Source organism: Halalkalibacter flavus (assembly GCF_036663575.1).
GTDB lineage: Bacteria > Bacillota > Bacilli > Bacillales > Bacillaceae_D > Halalkalibacter > Halalkalibacter flavus.
This window is the reverse complement of record NZ_JAWRVK010000055.1, coordinates 1-24,554: the sequence shown is the minus strand read 5'-3', so window position 1 is coordinate 24,554 and position 24,554 is coordinate 1. Positions and strand designations below refer to the sequence as shown.

The window sequence follows — 24,554 nt, the reverse complement described above, 5'->3', positions numbered from 1 at the left end:
TGGACATCGAAGTATAAGGCTAAAAGCGTATACCGTCTAAAGACGGTGGAGTTAGACCACGCGTTTGGAAATTAAAAAAGGAGGATGGAATGAAAAAAATTCCAGTTGGGAGCTATTTTTATTTTGTTGCCGCACTACTATGGCTTTTTTTAGCCTTTACTGATTTTGGAACTTGGTCTATGAGAGTCTATATCGCGTTATTTTTTCTCTTTTTAGTGATTGGCATTATTAATTGGCGGATGACGGATCGAGCGAATAAAGATTAGAACGACCTGAAGCTGGTTGTTTTATTACTATTTCCATACAAAAATAAACTAGTTAAAAAGAGGTGTTTGTATGAACCACGATGTAGATTACGATCGAGATGGCGACAGAGAAGATGCCCTATCAGTTGAATCTGTCATACAAGCGTTACAGTCAAGTCTTGAGCAGGAGGAAGAAATGATGAGAAATTACTTAATCCTAGCTGAGCGAATTCACGATAATGATGTTTTAAAGACAAGGTTGGAAAACTTTGCAGAAGGAAATGCGAAGCGTTCGAGGCAGTTAATTGATGAAATTGCAATGAGTTCAGAACAATGACCGAACAGAAAGAAAAAGGTTGTCTCCAACAAGATACGGCCCGAAGCCACCAGTTGTTCGGGGTAGATCTTAGGAGACAGCCTTTTTTTATACAGCTACAGGAGCTTTGATAGATGGATGAGGATCATATCCCTCGACTCTAATATCATTCATATCGAAATCAAAGACCGATTTCACTTCGGAATTTAATTTCAAAGTTGGAAAAGATCTCGGTTCACGACTAAGCTGTGTTTTGATTTGTTCCAAATGATTTAAGTAAATATGTGCATCACCTAATGTATGGACGAAATCCCCGACTTCTAAACCACATTCATGAGCAATCAAATGCGTGAGAAGTGCATAACTTGCTATATTAAATGGGACCCCCAAAAAAATATCTGCCGACAATTCATTCGATTAAGTTCGCTACACTTAATCCGCTCTTTGTATGAGCAGCTACATGTTTCCATGTAGATTAGACCATATCTCCATCCTAATAGGATGCTCCCCGTTTCGGATATCAATCACTTATACCCTACGAACAATCACGTTCTGGTCGTTGCACCTTCCTATACGATAGGCTTGGCTCAGGATTGTCCACCATCACTTAATTAGTAGTTGGTTTGGATTTCCCCTGAATTAGAGGAGTGTTTCAATACAGATTTCTCCGTAAAGGCGCTCAAATATTTAACGCTGATATAATTGACAACTTAATTTTCCATCCGCAACATAAAATTGAAAAAGAGTATGACACGGAGGTAAAAGCGCCTCTCCATGTGAGAATTGGTTGGCGTTCCAGCTTACAACTAAATGTCTACGACTATTAGCATTGGATTTGATTTGTTCAATGACATCTTCCAATTGGTCAGTGTGCCCGTATGGCCCTTGAAAGCTCCTCCACTGTGCACCATATGCAGCAGCACCAATCGAGCCCCATCTTTCTGCAAAATCGTCATCTTCTAAAATACGCTTACAGAACTTATCCATTTCTTCTTTATAAATCATTTCAAATTCTTCATCTTGTTGAGCTCTCAGAGCAAAGTTTGTCATGTCAGGACCAGAGTATTCATCAGACTCAACATATCTTTTAAATGGCCACTCGTCCCATATATGATTATTGTGTTGAAGTAAATAACGAATATTCGTATCCCCTTTAATAAACCATAATAGTTCACTTGCAATTAATCTAAAAGGAACACGTTTTGTAGTTAGCAAAGGGAATCCTTTACTCAAATTAAATCTCATTTGGTAGCCAAATATAGAAATAGTCCCTGTTCCTGTTCTGTCTCCTTTTTCAAAGCCATTTTCAAGCACATGGCGACACAGATTTAGATATTCATGTTCTGGATGTTTCAAAAATAACCACTCCCCATTTCTTTTTATTATATAATTGTTTACCATTTGGTCAGCCGTAATAATATGTTGAAATAATTATATAGGTTTTTATCAGAGTATAGTATAGCATATAATTGCTGCCAAACAATTTTAACTCGTTTCGTTGGACCCTATTGATTCTGACTTCCCCCAAAAATAAGCAAATTAGTATTTTTTTCTTCTATATACAAACACTACGGAAAACCATTCTGATTGAAAGAGGAATAAAAGATGTTTCGAAAGTTTCGATATGCAAAAAAGGTCCATGCATTAAAAAGCACTCAACCTATACAGAAGAAGAAAACAAACGAAAAATTAGATAGCTATATTTATAAAAATTTTACTGAACTGAAAAAAATATTTCGGAACAGTGAAGATGTGAAATTCAGAGAGTTCGAAGTATATTATCAAGCTCCTATTAAAGTGTTCATTTGCTTCTTAGAAGGGCTTGTCAATGAAGACTCTGTCAATTTACACGTCGTCAAGTCAATCATGGAACCTAATTCAGTTAACGGAACATCCCCTCCCCTCTCAAAAGATGTTCTTTCCGTTATGAAAAAGCGGATCGTCAGCATCTCAACGATTGAAGAAATTGATAAGTTGAGCGATGCAGTGGATCGTGTTTTAGCAGGAGCCACCGTTATCTTTATCGATGGCTATCAAAAAGCGTTATCTGTTGGGACACAAGGATTTGAATCAAGAAGTGTAGAACAACCTGATACGGAATCACTTGTTAGAGGATCCCGCGAAGGCTTTAATGAAGTGTTAAAGGTAAATTGCGCTCTAATTCGTAGAAAAATTAGTAACCCCAATTTAATTTTTGAAAGCATCAAACTCGGCAAACAAACCAAAACTCAAATCCGAATTTGCTACATTGAAGGAATCGCTGACTCGAAAATTGTTGACGAGGTTCGAAAAAGAATGGAGCGGATTGAAACAGACTCTATTCTTGAATCGGGTTATATCGAGCAATTCATCGAAGACCACCCTTACTCGATTTTTCCGACGGTCGGCAATAGTGAGCGGCCTGATAAAGTAGCATCCAAATTATTAGAAGGTCGAGTTGCCATTTTATGTGACGGGACTCCCTTTGTTTTAACCGTGCCGCACGTCTTTATCGAAACATTACAAGCTTCAGAAGATTATTATTCTCGTCCTTTTTTATCTTCTATTATGAGATTGCTGCGAATTATTGCTTTGTTCTTAACGATTGGGACACCCGCTATCTTCGTTGCTGTAGCTACATATCATCATGAAATGGTTCCATCTCTTCTCCTAATTACCATGGCCGCAGCGGAAGAAAAAGTTCCCTTTCCTGTTTTTATTGAAGCACTGCTCATGGTCATCGTTTTTGAATTACTCAGAGAGGCCGGGGTGCGAATGCCGCGGCCGGTTGGTTCCGCTATTAGTATTGTTGGAGCGTTAGTTATCGGTGAGGCGGCAGTTCAAGCTGGGCTAGTTAGTGCGCCTATGGTTATTGTAGTCGCTATTACAGGGATAACTGGATTTGTTGTATCATCGTTAAATGATGCGATTGTGTTAAGTCGGTTTATCCTCTTATTTATGGCTGGCGTATTTGGTTTTTACGGAGTATTAATGGGGACCCTCGTTCTTTTAGGGCACGCGTGCTCATTACGCTCCTTTGGAACCCCTTATTTAGCTCCAATGGCACCAATTGTTTGGAGCGAGTGGAAAGACGCGCTTGTCCGTCTGCCATTATGGACGTTTCAAACAAGACCACAGTCTATTACTTGGAGTCGAACGAAGCGAGAAAGTCCGCAGACAAAGCCGCAACAGCCTAGTAGTATAATGAAGGGAGAGAACGAGAGTTGAAAAAAAGATGGATCATTATCATTTTCGTTCTGCTATTAACTGGATGTTGGGACCGAAACGAATTAACTGAAATCGGTATGGTTGCTGCGATTGCGGTTGATAAGGATTCAAAAACTGGAGAATTTGAAGTGACCTCACAATTTTTGAGACCAGCAGCCGAGAGCACACTGACACCAAGTCCAGAACGCCCCTATTTATTAGTATCAACAACCGGTAATACCATTTTTGAAGCGCAAAGAAAGTCGAATCAATCAACAGACCGTCATGGTTTTTTCGCCCATAATAAAGTCGTGATTATTAGTGAGGAGGTAGCAAGAGAGGGTTTAATGCCCGTTTTAGACTCTATGATAAGAGGAAAAGAAGTCAGAGGGCATGTTTGGCTGTGCATTGCCAGAGGTGTCAAAGCTAAGGAGGTATTGGATATCAAATCGGACAATATTTCCCGGATTCCGGCGATTTATTTGGAAAGTTTGAATAGTAATGCGGAACAAGGAACTGCTACACTCAACCTATTAACTTACTTTAAAGATACACTCGGGCAAGGGATTAATCCGGTTGCAGGTGTACTGACGATAGAAAAAACGGAGACTGAACCGTTTGAACGAGTCAGACTTTCAGGAGGAGCTGTCTTTCACGAAGATCGTCTTAAAGGATTTTTAAATGAAAAGGAAATAAGGGGATATCATTGGATTACAAGTACAGAGGTAGCTCAAACAGGAGCCCTCTCCTTCCCGTCTGAACTGGAGAAAGGAAAATTTGTCACGGTTGAAGTAAGAGAGGTACAATCCACTATTAAACCTGAAGTAAAAAGCGAAACCGACATCTCCTTTACCATTGAAGTGTACCAGGAGGGTAGAATTGCAGCTGAACAAGCTATAGGGCAATTTGAAGAACGCAAACAACATGTTAATTATTTGCATCAAGTAGAAGAAGAAAACAAGAAATTAATTGAAGAGGAAATTGACTTGGTCGTGAAAAAAGCGCAAAAAGAGTTCGAAGCTGATATTTTCGGCTTTGGCAGAGCGTTACATAAGGATTACCCGCATGTATGGAATAAGGTAAAGGACAATTGGGACGAGATGTTTACAACGGTTCCATATACGGTCAAATCGGAAGTGGAAATCCCAAGCTCTTTGCTGATCCAAGGTCCTTTTCAGCCTGAGTCGTGATTAGCGTTTGAAGAGGAGGGTTGCTATTTGATAGAGCAAAACACTCACTAACGCAATAGCTGATAGAGTGCCCAATAATAAACTCGCAGCTACATAAAGATCTTCTTTTAAGATTAACCATTTTTCTAACATTCTTTATTCTCCTTTCACGAGGAGAATTTTTTTCTTTTCATTAAAATAATCATTGTACCTATTATAAAATTGTACTTCCTTTATTACCATACCTTTATTCAAGGATTAGCGCTTGTCACAAAATAGCGGAATACTAACATTCTTCTTAATCATGTGAAAGCTAATCTAAAGCCTCGATATAACTAAGTACAAATAACGATAAAACATTCAGAGAGTCGAATGTTTTATGATTCATCAAGCTCCTATATAGCGTGTTCATTTGTGCTAACGTTTCAAGAGGAGGGTTGCTGTTTGATAAAGGAAAACGACTACTAATATGACAGCACACAAGACTCCTCCTACTAAAATGAGCCCCGTATAAGGATCTGTTTTTATAATTGACCATATTTCTTGCATTATCATCATCCTTTCTAGGAGGCTTTTTTTCTCTTTTTGACTAGAATGATTAGCAATATTAAAACCGGAAGAAAGGCAAATAAAGGGATAGAATACGTTGCATTGATCACCCCATTCCATCGTTGGTAGGCAAAGCTTGGAAACCGGAAGTGAGCAACTACAGGAAGAAACAGTCCAAAAATGAGCATGACCCATTTTAATTTTATTTTGTTATTCATCCATGTCACCATTATGACAAACCCATAAAAATGCAAAGCCGTTTTATAAAATCCGCCTATAAACATGATAAAAACAGCAATACTATCTAAATTCGTAATAATCTCTGCTATATTAATGGTTAGGATCGTTTCTAAGAGCGGGATTTCAGATTGAGCTGTTAATTCTGCTCCCAATACACTGATCATGACAATGAGTGAGATTGTCAGTAAAACGGTTGATGTTCCAACCGCCAAAAAAGCAGTTTTCCGAAGCATTTGATGCTTGTCAACAAAATGCCAGAACGTCAAAAACACAACCATTTCTCCAAAAGGAAATCCGACTACATGCAGCAGTTCGTCTAGAACCGGACGAATCCCTTCTCCTAAGATAGGTTGCAGGGCTTCCAAGTCAAAATGACCAGAAAATGCTGCAAAAATATAGATGCTTACTAAGAAAATGAACAAATACGGTAATAATATCTCACATGTTCTTGCCAACACTTCTATCCCCAAAAAAAGGATGTATAGTACCGAAAATATGAATAGATACCATATTAAGATGATGGGAGTTAAAGGCAGGGATGTGATTTTAATCAACCTGCCAAACTCATAAAAGTTATGAGAAGCTTGACTATAGAAATATAGTGCATAAAAAAAGAGCATCACAAGTGCCAGCTTTTTTCCTAACACATCATTCAAAATGTCAGAGAAGTTTTTTCCTGGATATTGCTTTGGAATTTCTGTGAAAACCCATAATAGAAAAAAACCAATAATGGCTGCCATCATAATGACCAGCCAAGCATCGCGTCCTGCAGCTATTCCTATAGCAAACAAAGTAGTACTCCCAACTTGAAAGACAACGATTAACATAAATAATTGCGTGTTTGAGATACGAATCATGATCATTTCCCCTAGTGCTTTCTAACATGGAGTTTAGCGCATATACTTGGTGACCCTAAGCAAATCATACTTCCATTAGCAGGTTAACCAGATTTCCTTTTCTCCATAACCTTATTACCTGTATCTTTTTTACTGTGTATTTATACTTACCCTCATTACTTCATCATAGATTTCAGCTTTATTGAGCGGTTAAGCAACCTAGCCTAGTAAGGGATTACGAATAATATAACTAGTACGGTTTAAGATTAGAAAATATTAAATCGCAGACTAAAGAGCAGACTATTAAAGATTGGTTTACAGGTAAATTTAGCTCCATAAAAACGCAGCCAATACGTTTTGTATTCATTAATAAACTCAAGCTTCCGATAGCTTGCTTAATAAAAGTCATATCCAAACAATAATTGTTTTTTGAAGGACACTTTCCTTCAGTTTTCACTTTACTTTGTTCTTCATTGTGTACATGAACGACATTTCCCTGCGGCTTCTACCTTGTTTTGTCCTTCATTGTGTAGATATGAAGGGTATTAGCTTGTTCAACTCTTCAGCCTCGTTGAAAAAGAAAACGCGATGTTCTTTTTGTAAAAAACAAGCACCACAAAAGTTTCTGAAATAGCAGGCCATTTAACACTTAAATAACAGTAATCTACTTTTAAGCAGCAGGGTGCGGATGGGAACCTTTTTTCATTTGCTTTTTTGTTTTTCAACATCTATAACGAATCTTTTATGAATAATAACTATTTTTCTTTTTTTTAATTAGGATAATAAGCAATATCAAAACTGACAGAAAGCCGAATAGAGGAATGATAATCATTGAACCTAAATTATCTCCAAACCATCTTTGATGAGCTAAGCTCGGAAAGCGATAATGTACAACTATGGGAAGGAGCAGTCCAAAAATAAGCATAATCCACTTCAATTTAAATTTATTATTAATCCAACTTACAACTAGACAAAATGCCAAAAAGTGCAAAGCAGTTTTATAGAACCCCACAATAAACATAATAATTACCGCAATACTGTCTAAATTCGTAATAATTTCTGCTATATTTATTGTTAAAATCGTTTATGAAATACGACCATCTCCCCAAAAGGAAACCCAATAACCAAAGGCATTTCTTCTAAAACTGGTCGCAGCCCCTCTCCTAACACGGGTTGAATGGCATCCATTTGAAATTGACCCGAAAAGATCGCGAATATATAAATGAGAATCAAAAAGACTAAGAGGTTTGGCATTAAGATTTCACAAGTCCTGGCTAACACTTCAAATCCTAAAAAAAGAATATAAAGAACAGTAAAAATAAATAAATACCAAATTCATAAAAATTATGGTGAGCTTGCCCATAAAAGTAGATGGCATAACTAAACAATATGAGCACAGCTAGCTTATTTCCTAACACCTCTTTTAATATGCCCGAAAAATTTATCCCTGGATATTGCTTGGCAATTTCCGTAAATACCCATAAAAAAATAAAACCGATAAAGGAAGCAAGTAAGATCACGATCCAAGCATCTCGTCCAGCACCAATTCCTAAAGCAAATAAAGTTGTACTCCCAACTTGAAAAGCAACGATAAGCATGAATAATTGCGTGTTTGATATGTGAATCATGTTCAGTTCTCCTAAAGCATTTATACTTGGACGTTATTCTTAAACTTTTGTGGACATATGCTTATTAGCAGGGTATCCAGAATCCTTCCCCGCCATAACCTCCGTTTCTGATCCTTTTCTGGGTATACAAAAAAGCAGAGCTATACTCTGCTTTTTGAAGATCTCTTATTGTATTTGGATCGCTTCTGACCTAATCCTTACTCTACCGTTAACACTCGAGGACGGTGATAGTAGCAAAAGGTTCAAGTTCAGACCTTTTTGCCCTCCCTCTAAATTACCAGACTTCCTTTCAGGTGAGTTGATATTCAGACGGTTGACGTTTGCGTTTCATGAGTGTCTTTTTTCTTACGCATATATTGGATAGCGATTAATAAAGCCAATAGTACAATTCCTATCGTATCTGTTATCCATGACCCATGGATAAAAACTAATGCTGTCCCTAAAGCAAGAATTCGCTCATAGAAACGAAGCTTCACAAGGAAGAAGTTTTGAATGAACACAACAAACGCAATGATTCCTAGTAATGCTGTGAAAATGTTTTGCGCAATAACTGGCCATGAATATAGACCCGCATTCTCAGGTAATAAAAGAATAACTGTATTCGTCGCAAATACAAATGGCAGGAGCAATGCACCTGAATCAAACTTAAAGCCTTGCACACCCGTTCGAATTGGCTCTGAGTTTGCAATCCCCGATACTGCATAAGCTGGTAAGTTGATCGGTGGTGTATCGTCTGCTAATATTCCGTAGTATAAAACAAATAAGTGAGCTGCCATAATAGGTACACCCATTTGAACAAGAGCTGGTGCAACCATTGCTGCAAGGATTACGTATGTTGCAGTTGTAGGTAACCCAAGTCCTAAAATTAAGCAAGCCACAAGTGTAAAAGCTAGGGCAAGATATAGATTATCCCCTGCAAATCCGACGATAATAATCGGTAATTTTGCTGATAAACCTGTTAGGTTAATGACTCCAATTAAAATCCCTGCTGTTGCACACGCTACGACAACTGTAAGAGAATTACGCGCAGCCATTTCAAAGCCTGCTAATAACTCGCGAACTCCAAAACGAACAGGAGCAGCATCTACTTTGAAGCTTTTTTGTAACAAGACGACGAAAAGGGCAATAAAGATCCCAATCGTTACCATTACCGCAATTTCAATGTTCCAATCTAAAACAAAATGCATCGCATATGCTAACCCTGCGAGTATACCGGCAATGACAATACCTGGTCCAATTTTCTCACGGAAGCGATGCGTGAATACTGCAAGAGTAAGCAAAATGACAATGGAGAAGAAAGCTGCGTTCGGAACTGTATTTCCTCGTACTAAGAAGTAAACGAGGACAATTACCGGTAATATTAAATACCCGTGTTGGATCATCGTTTTTCTAGCAGATACAAGCATTTCTTTCGGTAACCCTTTAATATTATGTTTGGACGCTTCGATATGAACCATAAATAGGATGGCAATATAACTAAGTATGGCTGGAATTGCCGCTGATCGAATAATTTCTGCATACGTATAAGGTGTATACTCAATCATTAAGAAGGCAGCAGCACCCATAATTGGCGGAAGCAATTGACCACTTGAGGAAGCGGCTACCTCAATTCCCCCAGCTGTTTGCGGGCGAAATCCTACTTTTTTCATTAACGGGATTGTAAACGTTCCTGTGGTTACTGCGTTCGCTACTGAACTACCAGAAATAGATCCAAGCATACCAGATGATACAACGGCAGCTTTGGCAGGTCCCCCTTTGTACTTCCCGAACGCCCGCAGTGCAAGATCAATGAACATTTTCCCCGCACCAGTTGCTTCAAGTATGGCTCCAAATAAAATGAAAATAAAGACATATACGGCGGAAACCGATAATGGTGTACTAAAGATTCCTGAAGTGGTATAAGTCATTTCATAAATAAAGTTTTCAAAATTTGCACGCGTATGTCTAAACGGCGGATTCAAGTGATGTCCTAAAAAGAAATAGGCAATAAAAATACCTGCAATGATCACGAGAGGCTTTCCTACGACTCGCCTCGTTGCTTCTAGAACGAGAAGTAACAAAGCTATTCCAACTAACTTATCCATGTCCGTCATTCGACCAGTTAAAATCGAATTGGACGTTTGATTAGCATAGAGATAATACCCGACAAACAGGGCGATGAGTGCAATAATAAAATCATACCAAACAATCTTTGTCTGTCCTAAGCCTCTTTTTATTGGGAAAATAAGATAGACAAGTACAAGTCCAAAAGTAAGATGGATAATCATATGAGAACGTGTCCCGACTCCTGGCATTAACCCAAATCCTGCTGTATAAAGATGATAGACTGACATGATAATAGCTAGTGCTAAAATTAATAAAGCCATCCAGCCTCTTACTGAGCGGTCGCTACCAGCAAGTTCATTTACTTTCTTCTCAACTTCTGGATCAGCCTGATAACTAATTACTTCTTTTTTCGACATAGTTTCAACTCCTTTACAATAGTATAAAACCCCTGAATTTACTCATGTTTTACTACTTGAATACGAATCCTTTCGCCACTTAATTCATTTGATAAATCAATTGATTCTTCTCCAAAATAAAAACTATGGCGATACAAGTTTGATGGAAGAATATTGAGGTATTCAAGTTCGCGATGATCTTGAATGACAAAAAAACCATCTACGATCTCAAAGTTATCCTTTGTTTCATAAGGTAAGCCTGCACCAAAGGATTTCGTCCAACTTTCTGTAGCAATCATCCTAAATTCCTCGTCAATAGTGAAATACTCTCTAACAGGGGACAACTCTACAGAGTGTAAATATTCATGATAAAACGTATCATGAGGTTGGATCTTTTCTTCCCAAAAAACTATATCATTATAAGGCAGGTAAATTTGCAAGAAGTATTCCTGTTTTCCAATTGACGAAAGCTTTGATAATACAATAATGATTAGAAGGAACAAAAAGGCAGTGCTAAGTAGCAATGCCTTTTTGCTCATTTTATTATTTCTATTGCTCATCGAAGTAACGTTGTGCACCTGGATGAACATCGATTGGCATACCGTCTTGTGCAGTATCTAATGTGATGTTAGTACCTTGTTGGTGAGCGTTACTGAATTGCTCTGTGTTTTCAAACATAGCTTTCGTAATTTCATAAACAAGGTCCTCATCCATATCAGTAGATACAACTAACATTGCAAGTACTGCAGCAGTTGTTGTGTCGCCGTCTGTACCGTAAGTATCAGCAGATACTGTATGCTCAGTATAGTATGGATACTCAGCAGCTAACTCAGCAATTTTCTCAGAGCTAATAGATACTAGATTGATATCCTTCGTAGCTTTAAGAGCTTCTACTGCGCCAGTTGGTAAACCAGCAGTGATGAAAGCAGCATCGATGTTTCCATCTTGGATGCTTCCAGCTGCATCACCAAAGCTCATGTATTCTTCAGAGATATCATCATATGTGATTCCATGAATTTCAAGAATCTGACGAGCGTTAGCTTCTGCACCAGAACCTAAGTCCCCAACTGCAATACGCTTGCCCACTAAATCTTCTACTGTTTCAATTCCGCTATCAGCAGCTGTAACGATTTGAATGACTTCAGGATAAAGTGTTGCAATTCCTTGGAATCCTTCTAATGCACCGTCATCTTCAAACATTTGAATTCCTTGGCTTGCATAGTAAGCAATGTCGTTTTGAACTAATGCAAGGTCAGCATCTCCGTCTACAATTCCGTTAATGTTGACTACAGAAGCCCCAGACGAGAATGAAGCTGCATCAACGTTTTCAATGTTTGCATTAATAATATTGTTTGCTAGAGCAGCACCTAGTGGGAAGTATGTACCTTGCTCTCCACCAGTCATAATAGTAATATCAGTAAATCCACCAGCTTCTGCTTCACCAGCATCTTCTGTTTCACCAGCATCCGCTCCGCCTTCTGCTTCTGGCTCTGCTTCATCAGCACCACCACATGCAGCTAGGACTAACATAAGAGCTAGCATCATTAAGAAACTTAACTTTTTCATGTAAATTTCCCCCTTATTTCTTTAGTTTAATAGTTTTATAAATAAAGGAATATATTTGCAAAACTATACATTGTTTATTGTATAGCCAAGTCTAGAAATTTACAACTTATTACCCTATTTTCAACACATATTTTCATGTGACATTATCTGCACAAGTTCGGGAAATAATTTCCAGGGGTCAGACCCCTTTTTAACTCTGCACTACAGTAAAGAGGTCCGTTATGTGGGGTTTTGCATATATTGTATGGGATGAAGTAAATACGTAATAGGAAGGATTGGATTTAGTGTTTTATTATCACTACAGGATGCCTCGGCCACCTTACTGTTACCGTCAACAAGAGTCTCCCTTCCCCCCTGTTGATATAAGTTTCTTCAAACAATCATTGACTGCTTATCAGACACTGTTAGAGCATGGTTCAATTGTCATTAATAGCCTTGTTACTTCCGAAGAGAAAATGACTCAATTAATGAACGCTGCCCAAGCAAGTGATGATGCTACCGTGGATAGAATTATAAGAGAGACGGGTGTGCCTACCATCGTTGAAACGTCTTATAACCCTACTGGTGTCACCTTTACGCTGCGTGCAGAAGCAGGAGGAACTCCATGCTGTACCTTAACAATGTATATTAGGTGGGGATTCTAACGAAAAAAGCAATTCGCCTCGGCGAATCGCTTTTTTCGTTAGAATTCTTTCTATTTAAGAGTATTATCTTTCGTTTCTTCTATTGTTGTAAGGAAGAAATTGCACCACAACGAGCCGCTGTAATTCGTCCACAGAAATTAGTGAGCTTTAACTAACTTTACATTGTCACCTTAAGCTGCCAAATTGCTAGTGTGTCAATATCATTTTCGTTTCCTGAAATTAATAGAGTAATGTTGTCTCCCTTAAAATAAAATCGATTCGTCATAACTAATTGTCCATCATCTACAAAGAGTTCAATACTTGAACGGTCAAGATAAGCAGTTAATTTTATATCCCTCTTTCCATTCTCATAGTAAGCTTGACAAAGGTCTTGTTCTCCTTGTTGCATTTCTCTTCGATCAGTGAAAATTTGTTTTCCGATGCCGTTATAACCAATTTTGACAGATTCTCCTTTTTCCGATAATAAGCTGAACCCTAGTTTATTTGAACTCTCTGACGTTATCACCATCTCTAGTTCAAGACAGAGATCCGACAACTCTAGAGCCTTTTCATACTCTTTTACTAGCTGTTTTGTCCGTAACTGTTTCAACTCCTCTACAGGCTTCATTATTAGTTTGTTATTTTCTACCGATAACTCTCTTGGGATCGTTAACGCGCCTGCCCATCCATCCGCTTGTTCTGGCATATCCTTTTTCCACATATTCATCCAGCTAATTAGAATACGTCTATTCTGATCATCTAAAAATGTTTGAGGAGCATAAAAATCAACACCATAGTCAATTTCATCATCACTAACCGTTTCAAATGTCCCTGTAATTTCATCCATCTTTCCAATCATATATCTCGTTTTTGATCCTTCCATATTCATAGGAGAAAAAATCAGAACATCTACGTCATCATCTAAAGAGAAAATGTCTGGACATTCCCACATATCTCCTTGATTGCCGTTACTCTCTAGCACGACTCCTGTATACTCCCAGTTCTTCAAGTCTTTTGACCGATAGAGTAGAGCCTTGCCAATTCCATCTTTTCCAGATCCAACTACCATGTTCCATAGGTCATTTTGTTTCCAAACTTTTGGATCACGAAAATCGAAAGACCCATCTTCTGGCGGAGCAGCAATCACTGGATTCTCTTGTAACTTCTCAAAGTGGATTCCATCAGTTGATTTCGCAACACATTGAACTTCTTTCGGCTCCCGCTTCTCGTTATGCCCTGTATAAATTAAATAGAGTTCATCTCCGGAAACAACCGCACTGCCAGAAAAGCAGCCTCCTGCTTCATATTCATACTCTGGAGCAAGAGCTACAGGTAGGTGTTCCCAATGAATAAGGTCCGTGCTTTTTGCATGCCCCCAGTGCATTGGCCCCCACTCAGATTTATAAGGATAGTGTTGATAAAACGCATGGTATTCCCCTTTAAAATAGACAAGACCATTCGGATCATTTAACCAGCCCGCAGGAGGCGCAATATGGTACCCTAGCCAAAACTTTGACTGTTTTACTTTTTCAGCATGATTCTGTAACTGTTCATTTGCTTTTTTTATTGTATAGTTCGTCGTCTTTATTAATTCCACTTTAGAAAACCTCCTATTTTACTGCTCCGTCTGAAACTCCACCAATAATATGTCTCTGTAAGAATAGATACACAACAATAACCGGCATTAACACCATTAAATACGAAGCAAAGGCTAAGTTGTAATTAGCCGAGTATTGTGATTCAAATACATATTGCATTAGCGGCAATGTCCAATCACTAGAATTGTTTAACACAACTAATGGCATTAAAAAGTCATTCCAAATCCATATAATATTCAGAATTGCTACCGTTACGGTCATTGGTTTTAACATTGGGAAAATGATGTGCCAAAACGTCCGAAACACTCCGCACCCATCAATTAACGCGGCATCTTCCAACTCCCTTGGTATGGATTTGAAGTAAGCTACAAATAAGAAAACACTTTGGAAAAGACTGTATGTGATATAAAGCAAGATCAGCCCCCATTTATTTAACATTCCTATTGCACTTAGCTGTTGAATGAGCGGTAGCATCAACACTTGAAACGGAACAAATAGTCCACTCACAAAAAAGTAGTACATAACACGGTAAAATTTCTTATCTTGGTTACGTGCAATTGAATACGATACACTTGATCCTAAGATGATAATAAACACGATAGAAATCCCCGTAATCATAAACGAATTCATAAACCCTTGAACATAGTTCGTCATTTCAATCGCTTGTATGAAGTTCGCAAATGAAAAACTTTCCGGTAAAGCTAAAAATGATACTCTCGTTTCTTCTGGAGTCTTAAATGCAGTAATAACTGTTAAATAGAGAGGAAACAAAATGGCTAAGCCACCTGTAATGATAAAAGCATATACTCCTAATTTTTTGAGATTCATTATAGCTGCACCTCCTTCTTACGTAAGAAGTAAATCTGAATGAATGAAATAATAACAATCATAAGGAATAGCAAGAGGGCTGCCGCTGTTCCATAACCAAATCTATTATTTAGAAACCCTAAATTATAGATTAAGAGTGTAACAGATTCTGTTGCAAAACCAGGTCCTCCCCCAGTCATTGCGACGATATAATCATAGACCATTAAATGCTGCTTCATGGCAAGAATCAAACAAATCGTGATTGAAGGAACAATAAGAGGCAATGTAATGGTGAAAAATTTCTTCAAGCCTCTCGCTCCATCGATATCAGCAGATTCATAGACTTCTTGCGGGATGGTTTGCAGCCCAGCCATGTAAATGATAATTAAGATAGCTGATGCTTGCCAAACCGTTACAACAACAAGCGCCCAAAACACCGTATCCTGATTTCCTAGCACATTCGTTTGAAGAACATCAATATTTAACTGTTCACCTAAATAAGGAATAAATCGAAAATAAATTTGTTTCCAAATAAAACCGATGATTAACATACTCAATACCGCTGGGAAAAAATAAAGTCCACGGAAAAAGTTTTGAAATTTAATTTTCGAAACTAAGGCCATTGCAACACTTATGGCAATAATATTCGATAAAATGGTTGAAACAATCGCATACTTAAACGTAAAGCTTAATGAGTTTAAAAACCTTGAATCACTAAAGATATTGATATAGTTTGAAAAACCGACAAAGTCTTTTGTACGACTAACCCCATCCCAACTCGTCAAACTTAAATATACACCATTTAACAGTGGATAGACGTAGAAGAAAGCTAGAAGAATCAGTCCGGGTATTAATAAAATGAAATAGCCCCGACTCATACTTCGATATATATTTTGATTCATTTTGATCCCCTCATTCCTTATGATTTGAGGGTGACTAGCATACGAGTCACCCTCTGACAGGAAAATTATTGACGATAACTAGCAAACATGCTATCTAAATCTTGCAAATATTGCTCGATGTTCTGATGACTAAAGAAATTTTGTGAATGGCTTCGGAAATCTGCTTCTACAGCCGTTCCACCAGCCCAGTAATGGTTCGGCCAGTTAGCTACTTTTCCTTCTTCAATATGAGGAAGTAAGCCTTGTAATACAGGATCCTTAATTTCCACACCTTCCACAGCACTAAATGAACCATCAAGGTCAGCAAACGTCTGTGCCTCATCAACTAAAAATTCAACAAATTTCAATGCTTCTTCTGGATAATCTGTATCTGCAGCAATAGACAATCCTACGTCAACACCTGAGATAGTAACATTTTCATCAGGGTTATTTGTTTGAGGGAAGGTGAAGTAACCAAACTCTTCATCAAAATTCGGGTTCATATCACGAAGTGTTGGTAGTACCCATGCACCCATGAAGTACATTGCACCTTCTCCATTGGCAAACATTGCATTTCCTTGATCGTAATCTGTACCCATATGATCACGTTGAGCAAACTGAAGAACATCTAACATTTTTTGAGCTGCTTCTTCCCAACGCGGATCTCCTACAATTGTTTCATTCCCTGCATTCAAACTTTCCCAATAATCTGGATCAAATTGTTGAGCAACGAAATTTAAGTTAAAGATAGAAGTTTGACCAAGATCTTGGTTCCCCATAATAACTGGTGTTTGACCCGCTGCTTCTAATGCTTCATTTACCGCCATAAACTCATCCCATGTTTGAGGTATATCAATGCCATGTTCTTCAAAAATTGCCTTATTGTATAGGACCCCATTCGCATTCAAGGAAAGTGCTACACCATACATTCTGTCGTTTTCAATATAGCGATCCTGAATTTCTCCGTTCACTTTGTCTATAAACGGCTCATCTGTCACATCAAGTAAGTAATCATTGTTAGCACGCAACACATAATCTGCTTCTACTGGATACGTAATAAAGATATCTGGAATATCTCCTGTAGAAAAACGTGTTTTTAATACTGTCATTCCATCTGGCACTGTATTTTGTTCAATATTAATAGTCGGATTATCATCCTCAAACTTTTCAATTAATTGGTTAAATGTTTGTACTGCTTCTGACTTCACTTGGAAAAATTCAATAGTCTTCACACCATCATTTGAACCTTCACCGGAACCGTTTGAGGGAGATTCTCCAGAAGTATTACACCCTACAAGAAGTGAAGCTGTTAAAATTGCTGATAAAATAAGTGATTTTTTCATTTTTCTTTCCCCCTTTGATTACATCTTACACCTAAGAAAACGTTTCCATAACGAGGTGTTTTTTTGATAAATGTTTAATTTTTTTCGAAAGCGTTTACTTCGATACAAAAAAAACTGCTTTGAATGGTTTCATAGCAGTTCCCCCCTTAGCTACTCTCTTTTTTACGATAGGCACTAGGTGTTTGTCCTACCTTTCGTTTAAAGACTTGGCTAAAATATCTTTGATCTTCATAGCCGACTAGGTTTGCAATAGCATAAGTTGGCTTCTTCGTATCTTTTAATAATCGGCACGCATGCTTAATTCGAACATTTGTAACATGGTCAATAAACGTTATTCCGTGATGCTTCTTGAAAAGAGTACTAAAGTAACTAGGGCTGAAGCCAAATTGTTTGGCCACACTTTCATGTGTGACTTCTTTTTGGTAATTGTTTTCAATATATGCCTTTGCTTGCTTCAATACTTCCGCACTATCATTTGTTAACTCTTGATAGGCTTCATAGTCAGTCTTCGTAATGACCTTCTTGTCAACATATGGACTAATTGCTTCAAGCTTCATAGCAAATTCATACGACAAGTGGATTGTTTCTAACCGATCCGTTATCGTTCCAATAAATATAGCTACATTCTCTACTTCATTCTGTATCTTTGTCGCAAACGTCTCCATCTCTACTACTAAATTACCTGTTAAAGCAAAAGCGATGACAACTTGTCCCTTACTTGGATGATACACATATCTTAACTTTTGATCCGTGTGGATATCAACCAGGTGGTCTTCTACGAGATGAAAGTTATCAAGTTGAATAACCATCACACCAAATTGTAGATAGAGTTGTTCAAGTGGATGTGGTAGAGATGTGTTTTTTTGAACAAGTAAGTCAAAGATCTTCTGTTTGTCAGTGGAAACATTTACTTTCTTTTCTTTTTCTATTTCCTTAATTGCTTTTTCAATAACTTGATAGAGCTCATCACGGTCAATTGGCTTTAATAAATAATGATAAGCCTTGTATTTAAGAGCGTCACGGGCAAAAGCAAATTCATCAAATCCACTTAAGACAATCACTTTGTCTGCTTTTCTTTTTGGAGCAATCGCTTCAAGAAAAGCAATTCCGCTCATTACAGGCATCTTTATATCCGTAATCACAAGATCCGGTTCATGTTTTTCATAAAGTTCAACTGCCTGTTTTCCATTATTACCCGTCGCTACTACTCGACAATTAAATGTTTCCCAAGGTACTGTATTTTTTAAGCTCTCAACAATTAACTTTTCATCATCGATTAGTACTACTTTATACATCTATTCATCACCCTTCAATGAGATAGGTATATGGATGCGAATGCTTGTACCTATTGTAGAGCTGCAAATCATAAGTCCGCTTTTCTTTCCATAATACATGCGTAAACGTTCATGCACGTTTAAAACCCCATGACCTTGATTATTTTGTACATCTTTTCGCCTTAGGTTTTCCAAGCTTTCGATCGAAAAGCCAGGCCCGTTATCTTTTACATCAATAATTAGTTGATCATTCTTTCTTTGGGCTGCGATTTTAATCATGCTAAATGTATCATGATGAATTCCATGTTCTATACTATTTTCTACAAGTGGCTGCAAAATCAATTTAAGCACTAGTAAATCTTCCACTTGACCGTCTATACGACTTTCATAATTGAACTGATAATCATGTCGTATTTTTTGAATTTCTAAATAACTCGTTACATGACGTAGTTCTTCTCTAAATGTAATATCATAAGGACCTTTTAAACTGATTCGAAGCAATTTCCCTAAGTTTGTTACCATTTTTTCTACCTCTCTAGTCTTATTCAAACTAGATAAGGCATTCACTGACTCTAGCGTATTATATAAAAAATGCGGATTAATTTGATGCTGTAGTACTTTAAATTCTGCTTGTTGCTTTTGTTTTTGCTCTTCTTCTACAAGTTTAATCATTACTTTAAGCTTCTCAACCATGTCATTAAATCCATTTGATAACGTTTGAAACTCCGGCTCTTTGAAATCCGGCATTTCAACTTGTAAGTTTTCTTTTGTCGTTTGGGCCATTTTTCCCTTTAATATTGTAAAAAACGTAATCAATTTTTGTGAAAATGTTCTATGAAAGATTGTAAATAGGAATAACAACACAATAACAAGAATAATCGTAAAAATTCGTATGGGAACAATTTGAGCATTTACACTTTCCCAACTTTTTACTGAAACAAGCGTCCAACCACTAAAAGTTGGCGAATAGGTTAGAAGGAACTCCTTTCCATCCGCACGCTTAAACATCGTTGAACCGGTTTGTTTAGAGGAAATACGCTCTGTATAAATAGATAAGTCTTCGTTAATAAGTTCATTTCCGGTACTGTAAATGATTGATCCTTCTTCATTTAGTATCAACCATTCACTATCACTATTTTTAGCAATTTGATTTGTATTACTAAGCACATCTGGTCGTATGTGCACGAAAAGAAAACCAATTGGCTCAAGTGTATTTGGATGTAACACACTGCGACCTACTGTAAAAAGAGATTGTTCTTTCCCAACTAACTCTTGGTTTTTTAATGGTCCAATCCAATACGGTGCCCCTTTTCTACTTTTTATTTCTTGAAAATAGCTCTTATCTATCATTTGCTTGTATGAAACTTTTGGAGGACTGATAAAATACAAGGGCTCTCTTTCTTCATTGATTAGTAAAAAATCGTAAGTAAATGGATAACTAAAAAGCAAACGAGTAATGGAGCGCTCCATTAGGACTCTCTCAGATGTGAACTGCCATTCACGTTTATTTAGATAGTATTGTACACTTTCTGAAGTTATCACATAGTCAGTAAATAGATTAACCTCTCCCATGATGGAGTTGATATTCAAGTTAATTGCATCTTGTGTATCTAGCATATGTTGGCTAATTTGATCTTTCAAAATTTTTGATGAGACCTCATAAGACATCCACCCCAATACTATAAGAGGAAACAATACAAAACCAGAAAAAGCGAGATAAAAGCGTTTACGTAAACTCAATCGGAGCATCTCCTCTCATGCTTATTTACATATAGGCTCACGGTTGTCCTATTTAATTCCACAGGATTGTTGAAGCAAAGTAGACAGGATTTTATTATTCTTTCTTATCTTACATTATAAAAAACTTCCGCACACTCGCGAAAGTTTTATCTATCAAGAAACTTATTACGTCCCTGCAGCTGCTAACATTTCTTCCGTTTCTACTATTGTTACATTTAACCGTTCCATTAAATCAATGTCGTTCGGTTCAGCAAGTTCAATGCCATTCTCTTTTATAATACGGACGACGAACGATTTTCGCAAAGTCTTTATTCAAATGGTCAATATGAAAGGATTTTTTCAACTTCAAATGATTAGCAATGCCTTTAAATTCAGATTTAATTGTTGTAATTGCTTTTCGTTTCGTCTCAAGCGACACGCCTGTTTCAACCACAATTCCATGCGTTCGCTCATCATAAATGTAAATAAAAGAAATGCCTAGTTCATACAGACGAGTAAGTGAGCGTTCTGTTAGTTCAACTCCCTCATATAGAAGGATTTGTCCATTTTCGTTATAGATGGACTTAGCAAGCTTAGACCCTGCTGTAACTGATCTTATTGCAACTAACCTCATGTTCATCTCCTTCTAGTGAACGTTCAAAGAAATAGTAATTATTTAATAGATTCTAGATGAACTCGTACTCACATGAACATCTCTATTTATTTAACTTTCTAACCTCAGTTTACAACATACAGGCCATCCTGCAAGTAGTTTCCTTCCATTTTAGAGTGTTATACAATGAAATTCAAAGGAATTTGTCGAAATTAGTCAGTGACGAACGATAAAATTATGAAATTTTTGCCAAAAAAAATAGCTGCTAAGATCATTTCTCAGCAGCGGTCTGTTTCCTCAAGACAGAAAGATCCACCTTGTTTCATTGGCTTATGCGTACATAGTTTGCGATGGCTTCTCTCGCCGTGCGCCTTTTAAGAAGATCGCTTAAAAGGCTTAAGACCTTTTACGGCGGCTCCGCTCATCGCTTCGATCCGTTTCCAAAAGGGAAGACCACCCTTTTGGAAACGGATCTATTTCATCTTTAGTAATGCGTCTTTTCCTTTCATTCCGGCGGTAATTCCAAGTTGTTCTGCTTCTAATGTTACGGATTCTAATGGTGCTTCTAATAGTTGTTCTATTGTTCGGACGCCCACGGCGCGACCGGCTATGATTTTACGATCAATCAGCTTTTGGTTTGTATTAAATAGATTCACGTCAAGTGCTCCACACATAATGTACCCTTTATCGTTTGTAACAGCCATAAAATTCGTTTTAGGCAACTTTAATGTTACAGCAATAAATGTTTCGCCTTCAATTTGGATTGGGTTCATCTCAAGCACGGTATGCTCTCCTCCTATCGTCTCATATCATTCTCATTAGTACGATATGAAAAGAAATCCGGAGGCGTGAACCTATCTTACGTCCAATTTTTCTTGAGTTTCCATGCAAGCACATCACGTAAAAATTCGGGCATGAAGTAATGCTTATCCTCTGATTCTGCAATTGCAGGGAAAATATAACCAAACGTGTACATGTCCAGTGAAGCAACTCGATAGATGTGATCTTTTATTAACGGTTGCCCAAGGATGAAAATGGACTCTTCCTCATCGATCTCAATTCCCGTAAAGAGCATCTTCCCTAGTACTTTTCCTCGAAATCCAAAGCCTTTTAACTCAAGGTGAGTTAGCTCCTTCGTGAGGGAGCGCTTAATCGTCACTTCTAATGCTTCCCCCGTTAGTGTAACAACACAAGGGTTTATAGGATGTGGACAAATACGATGGATGTCTCCTTTTGTGATCACTCCTTTTTCTAACGTATCCAGGAGAACCCCTGCATGTAACATGCCTACTCTTTCACCGCACCATTCTGTTACAGCATCACATAACATTTGACCTACTTCTGTATGTTCTTGCCATTTTACAGGAAGTGGCTTTGGCAAAGTTGTCACAGGTTCACTTAAAAGGAAACTTGCTTCCTCTTTCATCCTATTTAACAATTGGTCTGTCTTCTCATCAGTTTTTTGATTTTTCACATCAAGGAGGACGGCTTCTTTCCGATATATGGACTTAGTGTTGCGGTCAAACTGAATATCAACCTTTCCTAAAAAGGCTCCATTTTTTCCAGCTTGAGCAATCAGTGTGTTATTAATAGTTAGCCCTGATGGCAAAACGTGATGAGTGTGCGCTCCAAGAATCACGTCAATCCCCGTAAACTGATTCGCAATTTTTTCATCAGTCTTTAAGCCTAAATGCGACATGAGGACAACAATATCCGCCTTTTTTTCCAGCTGAGGCAAAAGCTCATGTAATACGTCTATCGGGGAAAGTGCCTTCCAACCTAATAACTCATAAAACTTAAGAAAAGGTGCCGTAAGCCCAATCATACCAACCTTCAATCCATTCTTCATTGTATGTATAACATAACGCTCGGCCCACTCTAAGCTGCTCCCATCAGCATTGACAATATTCGCAAGCAAAACGGGAAATGTTGCCTCACCGTAAAGAGATGTGAGTTGATCTTTAGAAAAAGTTACACCTTCATTATTGCCAATTGTGACATAATCAGCTTTTGCCTCATTCAGGAGCTCGATATTTCCTTTTCCAAACATGGCTTCCGTTATTGGGTTGCTTCGATCTGCATGGTCCCCGAGCTCTAAGTATAATGTATAATCATCTCGTTCTTTTTTTATATGAGCGACCATTTGTGACCAATGATCAAAACAACTATGTATATCATTTGAGTGGAATATTGTAACCCGCTCCATCGTCAAAATAAGTACCCTCCTTCTAAAAGCATTAAGCTGATGTCATCCCTTCATATATTAGTCTAAATGCCATAATAACTAGCATCAACCGAAGGAAAAAAACAAGTTTCTCGCTTGAGAGCCTTCGATTAATGGCTGCTCCAAGGGTCCCGCCAATCCATGCCCCTGGTATTAAAGCAAGAGCGTATACCCAATTCACATTGCCTTGGATCATATGCGATACCGATCCTACCACCGCTGATAACAAAATAATAAACATTGATGTAGCTACAGCTAAATGCGGAGGAAAGGCAAAGAGGACAATCATTGCTGGTACAAGGAGGGAACCCCCACCAATACCAAATAGTCCTGAAAGCATACCAACAACAAAAGAAATCGCGAGAACTGGGACAATCCTGTACCCATATGTATAGTCTAATCCCTCTTCATCAGTATACGTTCTTTGTATCCCTTTCCCTGAACGAGGTAGTGGCTTTAAGTACTTTCTAATAAATAGAATAAATGAAACAAAGAGTATAAAAAGACCTAAGTAAACTTGAAATGAATCTGTGTCAAACCCCCGATTTAACCAAGTACCAATAACTGCACCTGGACCACTCGCACTAAAAAAGAGCAAACCACTCTTATAATCTACTTTCTTTTGCTTTATATAAGCGATCGTTGCAGATATCCCGGTAAAGATCATGATTAACAGTGACGTACCAACAGCTACTTGTGGCGTAATGTCTAGAAATGATAGACTACCTAACATTAACAACGCTGGCACGACAACAATGCCCCCACCAAGGCCCATCAAACTGCCTAGCGTTCCCCCAAGCAGACCAACGACTAATAAAATTACCCATACCATCTATTTCACCTGATTTCTGTGCAGTGTGAGAGATAGTCAAAACAGGGAAGTGCACCCTGTTTTTCTTATTTCTGCTTATCCCATGTAAAAATTCAAATACTTGTAGGACTAAATTGGGAAGTTGCGAAATTGACAGATCAACACCTATTTTTGACTCTTTTTAATACTAGAAGGAGATGAAGGACTTTTGGTTGCTTCACTTTGTTACCTTGGGTTTTCATTGCGGTGATGAACACCTTTTCCTTGCCCCTCTTTACCGGTTTGGATCTTCATCACCCTCTTGAACACCTTTTCCCAGCTCCTCTTTACCGGTTTGGGTCTTCATTACCCTTATGAAGACCTTTTCCCTGCCCCGCTTTACCGACTTGGGTCTTCATCACCCTTATATTAAGAAGTTCACTTAAAAGGCTTAAAACCATTTACGGCGGCTCCGCTCATTGCTTAGAGATAGTCAAAACAGGGAA

22 protein-coding genes and 2 pseudogenes are annotated in these 24,554 nt (G+C 37.9%); 5 read left to right on the top strand and 19 right to left on the bottom strand.

The window, feature by feature from the left end; genetic code table 11:
• Nucleotides 1-89: 89 nt before the first annotated feature.
• The gene (locus tag SAY88_RS22385) at nucleotides 90-266 is read left to right on the top strand and encodes a hypothetical protein (protein ID WP_250097844.1); all 177 of its coding nucleotides are present in this window, start codon (nucleotides 90-92) and stop codon (nucleotides 264-266) included.
• Between the two features lie 70 nt (nucleotides 267-336).
• Nucleotides 337-582 carry a hypothetical protein gene (locus SAY88_RS22380; protein WP_332634473.1) on the top strand — a complete coding sequence of 82 codons (246 nt, stop codon included), beginning with the start codon at nucleotides 337-339 and terminating at the stop codon, nucleotides 580-582.
• An 87-nt stretch (nucleotides 583-669) separates the two neighbouring features.
• Here SAY88_RS22380 and thyA read toward each other — a convergent pair whose 3' ends face one another.
• Both thyA and SAY88_RS22370 read right to left on the bottom strand, forming a co-directional pair.
• A complete protein-coding gene (gene thyA / locus SAY88_RS22375) occupies nucleotides 670-969 on the bottom strand; it encodes a thymidylate synthase (RefSeq protein WP_431308907.1) in 300 nt (99 codons plus the stop codon).
• Between the two features lie 282 nt (nucleotides 970-1,251).
• Nucleotides 1,252-1,917 (bottom strand): annotated as a pseudogene (locus SAY88_RS22370) (thymidylate synthase); the annotation flags it as partial.
• A 249-nt stretch (nucleotides 1,918-2,166) separates the two neighbouring features.
• Between SAY88_RS22370 and SAY88_RS22365 the strand changes: the two are divergent.
• Nucleotides 2,167-3,768, top strand: a complete 1,602-nt coding sequence (locus SAY88_RS22365) for a spore germination protein (protein WP_332634472.1) — start codon at nucleotides 2,167-2,169, stop codon at nucleotides 3,766-3,768.
• Nucleotides 3,765-4,937 carry a Ger(x)C family spore germination protein gene (locus SAY88_RS22360; protein ID WP_332634470.1) on the top strand — a complete coding sequence of 391 codons (1,173 nt, stop codon included), beginning with the start codon at nucleotides 3,765-3,767 and terminating at the stop codon, nucleotides 4,935-4,937. The genes SAY88_RS22365 and SAY88_RS22360 overlap by 4 nt, the downstream gene beginning before the upstream one ends.
• On the opposite strand, the gene SAY88_RS22355 is transcribed toward SAY88_RS22360, so the two are convergent.
• The 7 genes and pseudogenes from SAY88_RS22355 to SAY88_RS22325 form a co-directional block, all read right to left on the bottom strand.
• The gene (locus SAY88_RS22355; RefSeq protein ID WP_332634469.1) at nucleotides 4,938-5,069 is read right to left on the bottom strand and encodes a hypothetical protein; all 132 of its coding nucleotides are present in this window, start codon (nucleotides 5,067-5,069) and stop codon (nucleotides 4,938-4,940) included.
• A gap of 264 nt (nucleotides 5,070-5,333) precedes the next feature.
• On the bottom strand, nucleotides 5,334-5,465 hold the full coding sequence (locus tag SAY88_RS22350; RefSeq protein WP_332634467.1) for a hypothetical protein: 132 nt from the start codon (nucleotides 5,463-5,465) through the stop codon (nucleotides 5,334-5,336).
• 14 nt (nucleotides 5,466-5,479) lie between these two features.
• The gene (locus SAY88_RS22345; RefSeq protein WP_332634465.1) at nucleotides 5,480-6,562 is read right to left on the bottom strand and encodes a GerAB/ArcD/ProY family transporter; all 1,083 of its coding nucleotides are present in this window, start codon (nucleotides 6,560-6,562) and stop codon (nucleotides 5,480-5,482) included.
• Nucleotides 6,563-7,615: 1,053 nt separating this feature from the next.
• Nucleotides 7,616-8,139: pseudogene (locus SAY88_RS26095) on the bottom strand (GerAB/ArcD/ProY family transporter).
• 335 nt (nucleotides 8,140-8,474) lie between these two features.
• Nucleotides 8,475-10,631: a TRAP transporter permease gene (locus tag SAY88_RS22335; RefSeq protein ID WP_332634462.1), complete on the bottom strand. Its 2,157-nt coding sequence runs from the start codon at nucleotides 10,629-10,631 to the stop codon at nucleotides 8,475-8,477.
• Between the two features lie 38 nt (nucleotides 10,632-10,669).
• Nucleotides 10,670-11,170, bottom strand: a complete 501-nt coding sequence (locus SAY88_RS22330; protein WP_332634461.1) for a DUF1850 domain-containing protein — start codon at nucleotides 11,168-11,170, stop codon at nucleotides 10,670-10,672.
• The gene (locus SAY88_RS22325) at nucleotides 11,160-12,176 is read right to left on the bottom strand and encodes a TAXI family TRAP transporter solute-binding subunit (RefSeq protein WP_332634460.1); all 1,017 of its coding nucleotides are present in this window, start codon (nucleotides 12,174-12,176) and stop codon (nucleotides 11,160-11,162) included. The genes SAY88_RS22330 and SAY88_RS22325 overlap by 11 nt, the downstream gene beginning before the upstream one ends.
• Nucleotides 12,177-12,460: 284 nt before the next feature.
• On the opposite strand from SAY88_RS22325, the gene SAY88_RS22320 reads away from it, so the two are divergent.
• Nucleotides 12,461-12,820 carry a YuzC family spore coat inner layer protein gene (locus SAY88_RS22320; protein WP_332634458.1) on the top strand — a complete coding sequence of 120 codons (360 nt, stop codon included), beginning with the start codon at nucleotides 12,461-12,463 and terminating at the stop codon, nucleotides 12,818-12,820.
• Between the two features lie 157 nt (nucleotides 12,821-12,977).
• Here the strand turns inward: SAY88_RS22320 and SAY88_RS22315 are convergent, their stop codons facing one another.
• The 10 genes from SAY88_RS22315 to SAY88_RS22270 form a co-directional block, all read right to left on the bottom strand.
• Nucleotides 12,978-14,396, bottom strand: coding sequence for a glycoside hydrolase family 32 protein (locus SAY88_RS22315; protein WP_332634457.1), 1,419 nt, complete (start codon nucleotides 14,394-14,396; stop codon nucleotides 12,978-12,980).
• 13 nt (nucleotides 14,397-14,409) lie between these two features.
• Nucleotides 14,410-15,225: a carbohydrate ABC transporter permease gene (locus SAY88_RS22310; RefSeq protein WP_332634455.1), complete on the bottom strand. Its 816-nt coding sequence runs from the start codon at nucleotides 15,223-15,225 to the stop codon at nucleotides 14,410-14,412.
• On the bottom strand, nucleotides 15,225-16,106 hold the full coding sequence (locus SAY88_RS22305; protein ID WP_332634453.1) for a carbohydrate ABC transporter permease: 882 nt from the start codon (nucleotides 16,104-16,106) through the stop codon (nucleotides 15,225-15,227). Before SAY88_RS22305 ends, SAY88_RS22310 begins: the two co-directional genes overlap by 1 nt.
• A gap of 65 nt (nucleotides 16,107-16,171) precedes the next feature.
• On the bottom strand, nucleotides 16,172-17,428 hold the full coding sequence (locus SAY88_RS22300) for an ABC transporter substrate-binding protein (protein WP_332634451.1): 1,257 nt from the start codon (nucleotides 17,426-17,428) through the stop codon (nucleotides 16,172-16,174).
• A gap of 146 nt (nucleotides 17,429-17,574) precedes the next feature.
• Entirely contained in the window at nucleotides 17,575-18,723 is a 1,149-nt protein-coding gene (locus SAY88_RS22295; protein ID WP_332634450.1) for a response regulator transcription factor, read from the bottom strand.
• A complete protein-coding gene (locus tag SAY88_RS22290; RefSeq protein WP_332634449.1) occupies nucleotides 18,724-20,442 on the bottom strand; it encodes a cache domain-containing sensor histidine kinase in 1,719 nt (572 codons plus the stop codon).
• A gap of 256 nt (nucleotides 20,443-20,698) precedes the next feature.
• Nucleotides 20,699-21,055, bottom strand: coding sequence for a hypothetical protein (locus SAY88_RS22285; RefSeq protein ID WP_332634448.1), 357 nt, complete (start codon nucleotides 21,053-21,055; stop codon nucleotides 20,699-20,701).
• A 452-nt stretch (nucleotides 21,056-21,507) separates the two neighbouring features.
• A complete protein-coding gene (locus tag SAY88_RS22280) occupies nucleotides 21,508-21,816 on the bottom strand; it encodes a YunC family protein (protein ID WP_250098800.1) in 309 nt (102 codons plus the stop codon).
• Nucleotides 21,817-21,893: 77 nt separating this feature from the next.
• Nucleotides 21,894-23,240 (bottom strand): bifunctional metallophosphatase/5'-nucleotidase, encoded by a 1,347-nt coding sequence (locus SAY88_RS22275; RefSeq protein ID WP_332634475.1) that lies wholly within the window; start codon nucleotides 23,238-23,240, stop codon nucleotides 21,894-21,896.
• Nucleotides 23,241-23,271: 31 nt separating this feature from the next.
• A complete protein-coding gene (locus SAY88_RS22270) occupies nucleotides 23,272-24,090 on the bottom strand; it encodes a sulfite exporter TauE/SafE family protein (protein ID WP_332634446.1) in 819 nt (272 codons plus the stop codon).
• Nucleotides 24,091-24,554: the final 464 nt, after the last annotated feature.

What these genes read in the sequence shown, in the direction of transcription:
- SAY88_RS22310 (WP_332634455.1), bottom strand. Translation starts at nt 15,225, where the DNA reads ATGAATCTCAAAAAATTAGGAGTATATGCTTTTATCATTACAGGTGGC.
- SAY88_RS22355 (WP_332634469.1), bottom strand. Translation starts at nt 5,069, where the DNA reads ATGTTAGAAAAATGGTTAATCTTAAAAGAAGATCTTTATGTAGCTGCG.
- SAY88_RS22345 (WP_332634465.1), bottom strand. Translation starts at nt 6,562, where the DNA reads ATGATTCGTATCTCAAACACGCAATTATTTATGTTAATCGTTGTCTTT.
- SAY88_RS22295 (WP_332634450.1), bottom strand. Translation starts at nt 18,723, where the DNA reads ATGTATAAAGTAGTACTAATCGATGATGAAAAGTTAATTGTTGAGAGC.
- SAY88_RS22330 (WP_332634461.1), bottom strand. Translation starts at nt 11,170, where the DNA reads ATGAGCAATAGAAATAATAAAATGAGCAAAAAGGCATTGCTACTTAGC.
- SAY88_RS22285 (WP_332634448.1), bottom strand. Translation starts at nt 21,055, where the DNA reads ATGAGGTTAGTTGCAATAAGATCAGTTACAGCAGGGTCTAAGCTTGCT.
- SAY88_RS22380 (WP_332634473.1), top strand. Translation starts at nt 337, where the DNA reads ATGAACCACGATGTAGATTACGATCGAGATGGCGACAGAGAAGATGCC.
- SAY88_RS22365 (WP_332634472.1), top strand. Translation starts at nt 2,167, where the DNA reads ATGTTTCGAAAGTTTCGATATGCAAAAAAGGTCCATGCATTAAAAAGC.
- SAY88_RS22335 (WP_332634462.1), bottom strand. Translation starts at nt 10,631, where the DNA reads ATGTCGAAAAAAGAAGTAATTAGTTATCAGGCTGATCCAGAAGTTGAG.
- SAY88_RS22305 (WP_332634453.1), bottom strand. Translation starts at nt 16,106, where the DNA reads ATGAATCAAAATATATATCGAAGTATGAGTCGGGGCTATTTCATTTTA.
- SAY88_RS22385 (WP_250097844.1), top strand. Translation starts at nt 90, where the DNA reads ATGAAAAAAATTCCAGTTGGGAGCTATTTTTATTTTGTTGCCGCACTA.
- SAY88_RS22300 (WP_332634451.1), bottom strand. Translation starts at nt 17,428, where the DNA reads ATGAAAAAATCACTTATTTTATCAGCAATTTTAACAGCTTCACTTCTT.
- SAY88_RS22275 (WP_332634475.1), bottom strand. Translation starts at nt 23,240, where the DNA reads ATGGAGCGGGTTACAATATTCCACTCAAATGATATACATAGTTGTTTT.
- SAY88_RS22350 (WP_332634467.1), bottom strand. Translation starts at nt 5,465, where the DNA reads ATGCAAGAAATATGGTCAATTATAAAAACAGATCCTTATACGGGGCTC.
- SAY88_RS22270 (WP_332634446.1), bottom strand. Translation starts at nt 24,090, where the DNA reads ATGGTATGGGTAATTTTATTAGTCGTTGGTCTGCTTGGGGGAACGCTA.
- SAY88_RS22325 (WP_332634460.1), bottom strand. Translation starts at nt 12,176, where the DNA reads ATGAAAAAGTTAAGTTTCTTAATGATGCTAGCTCTTATGTTAGTCCTA.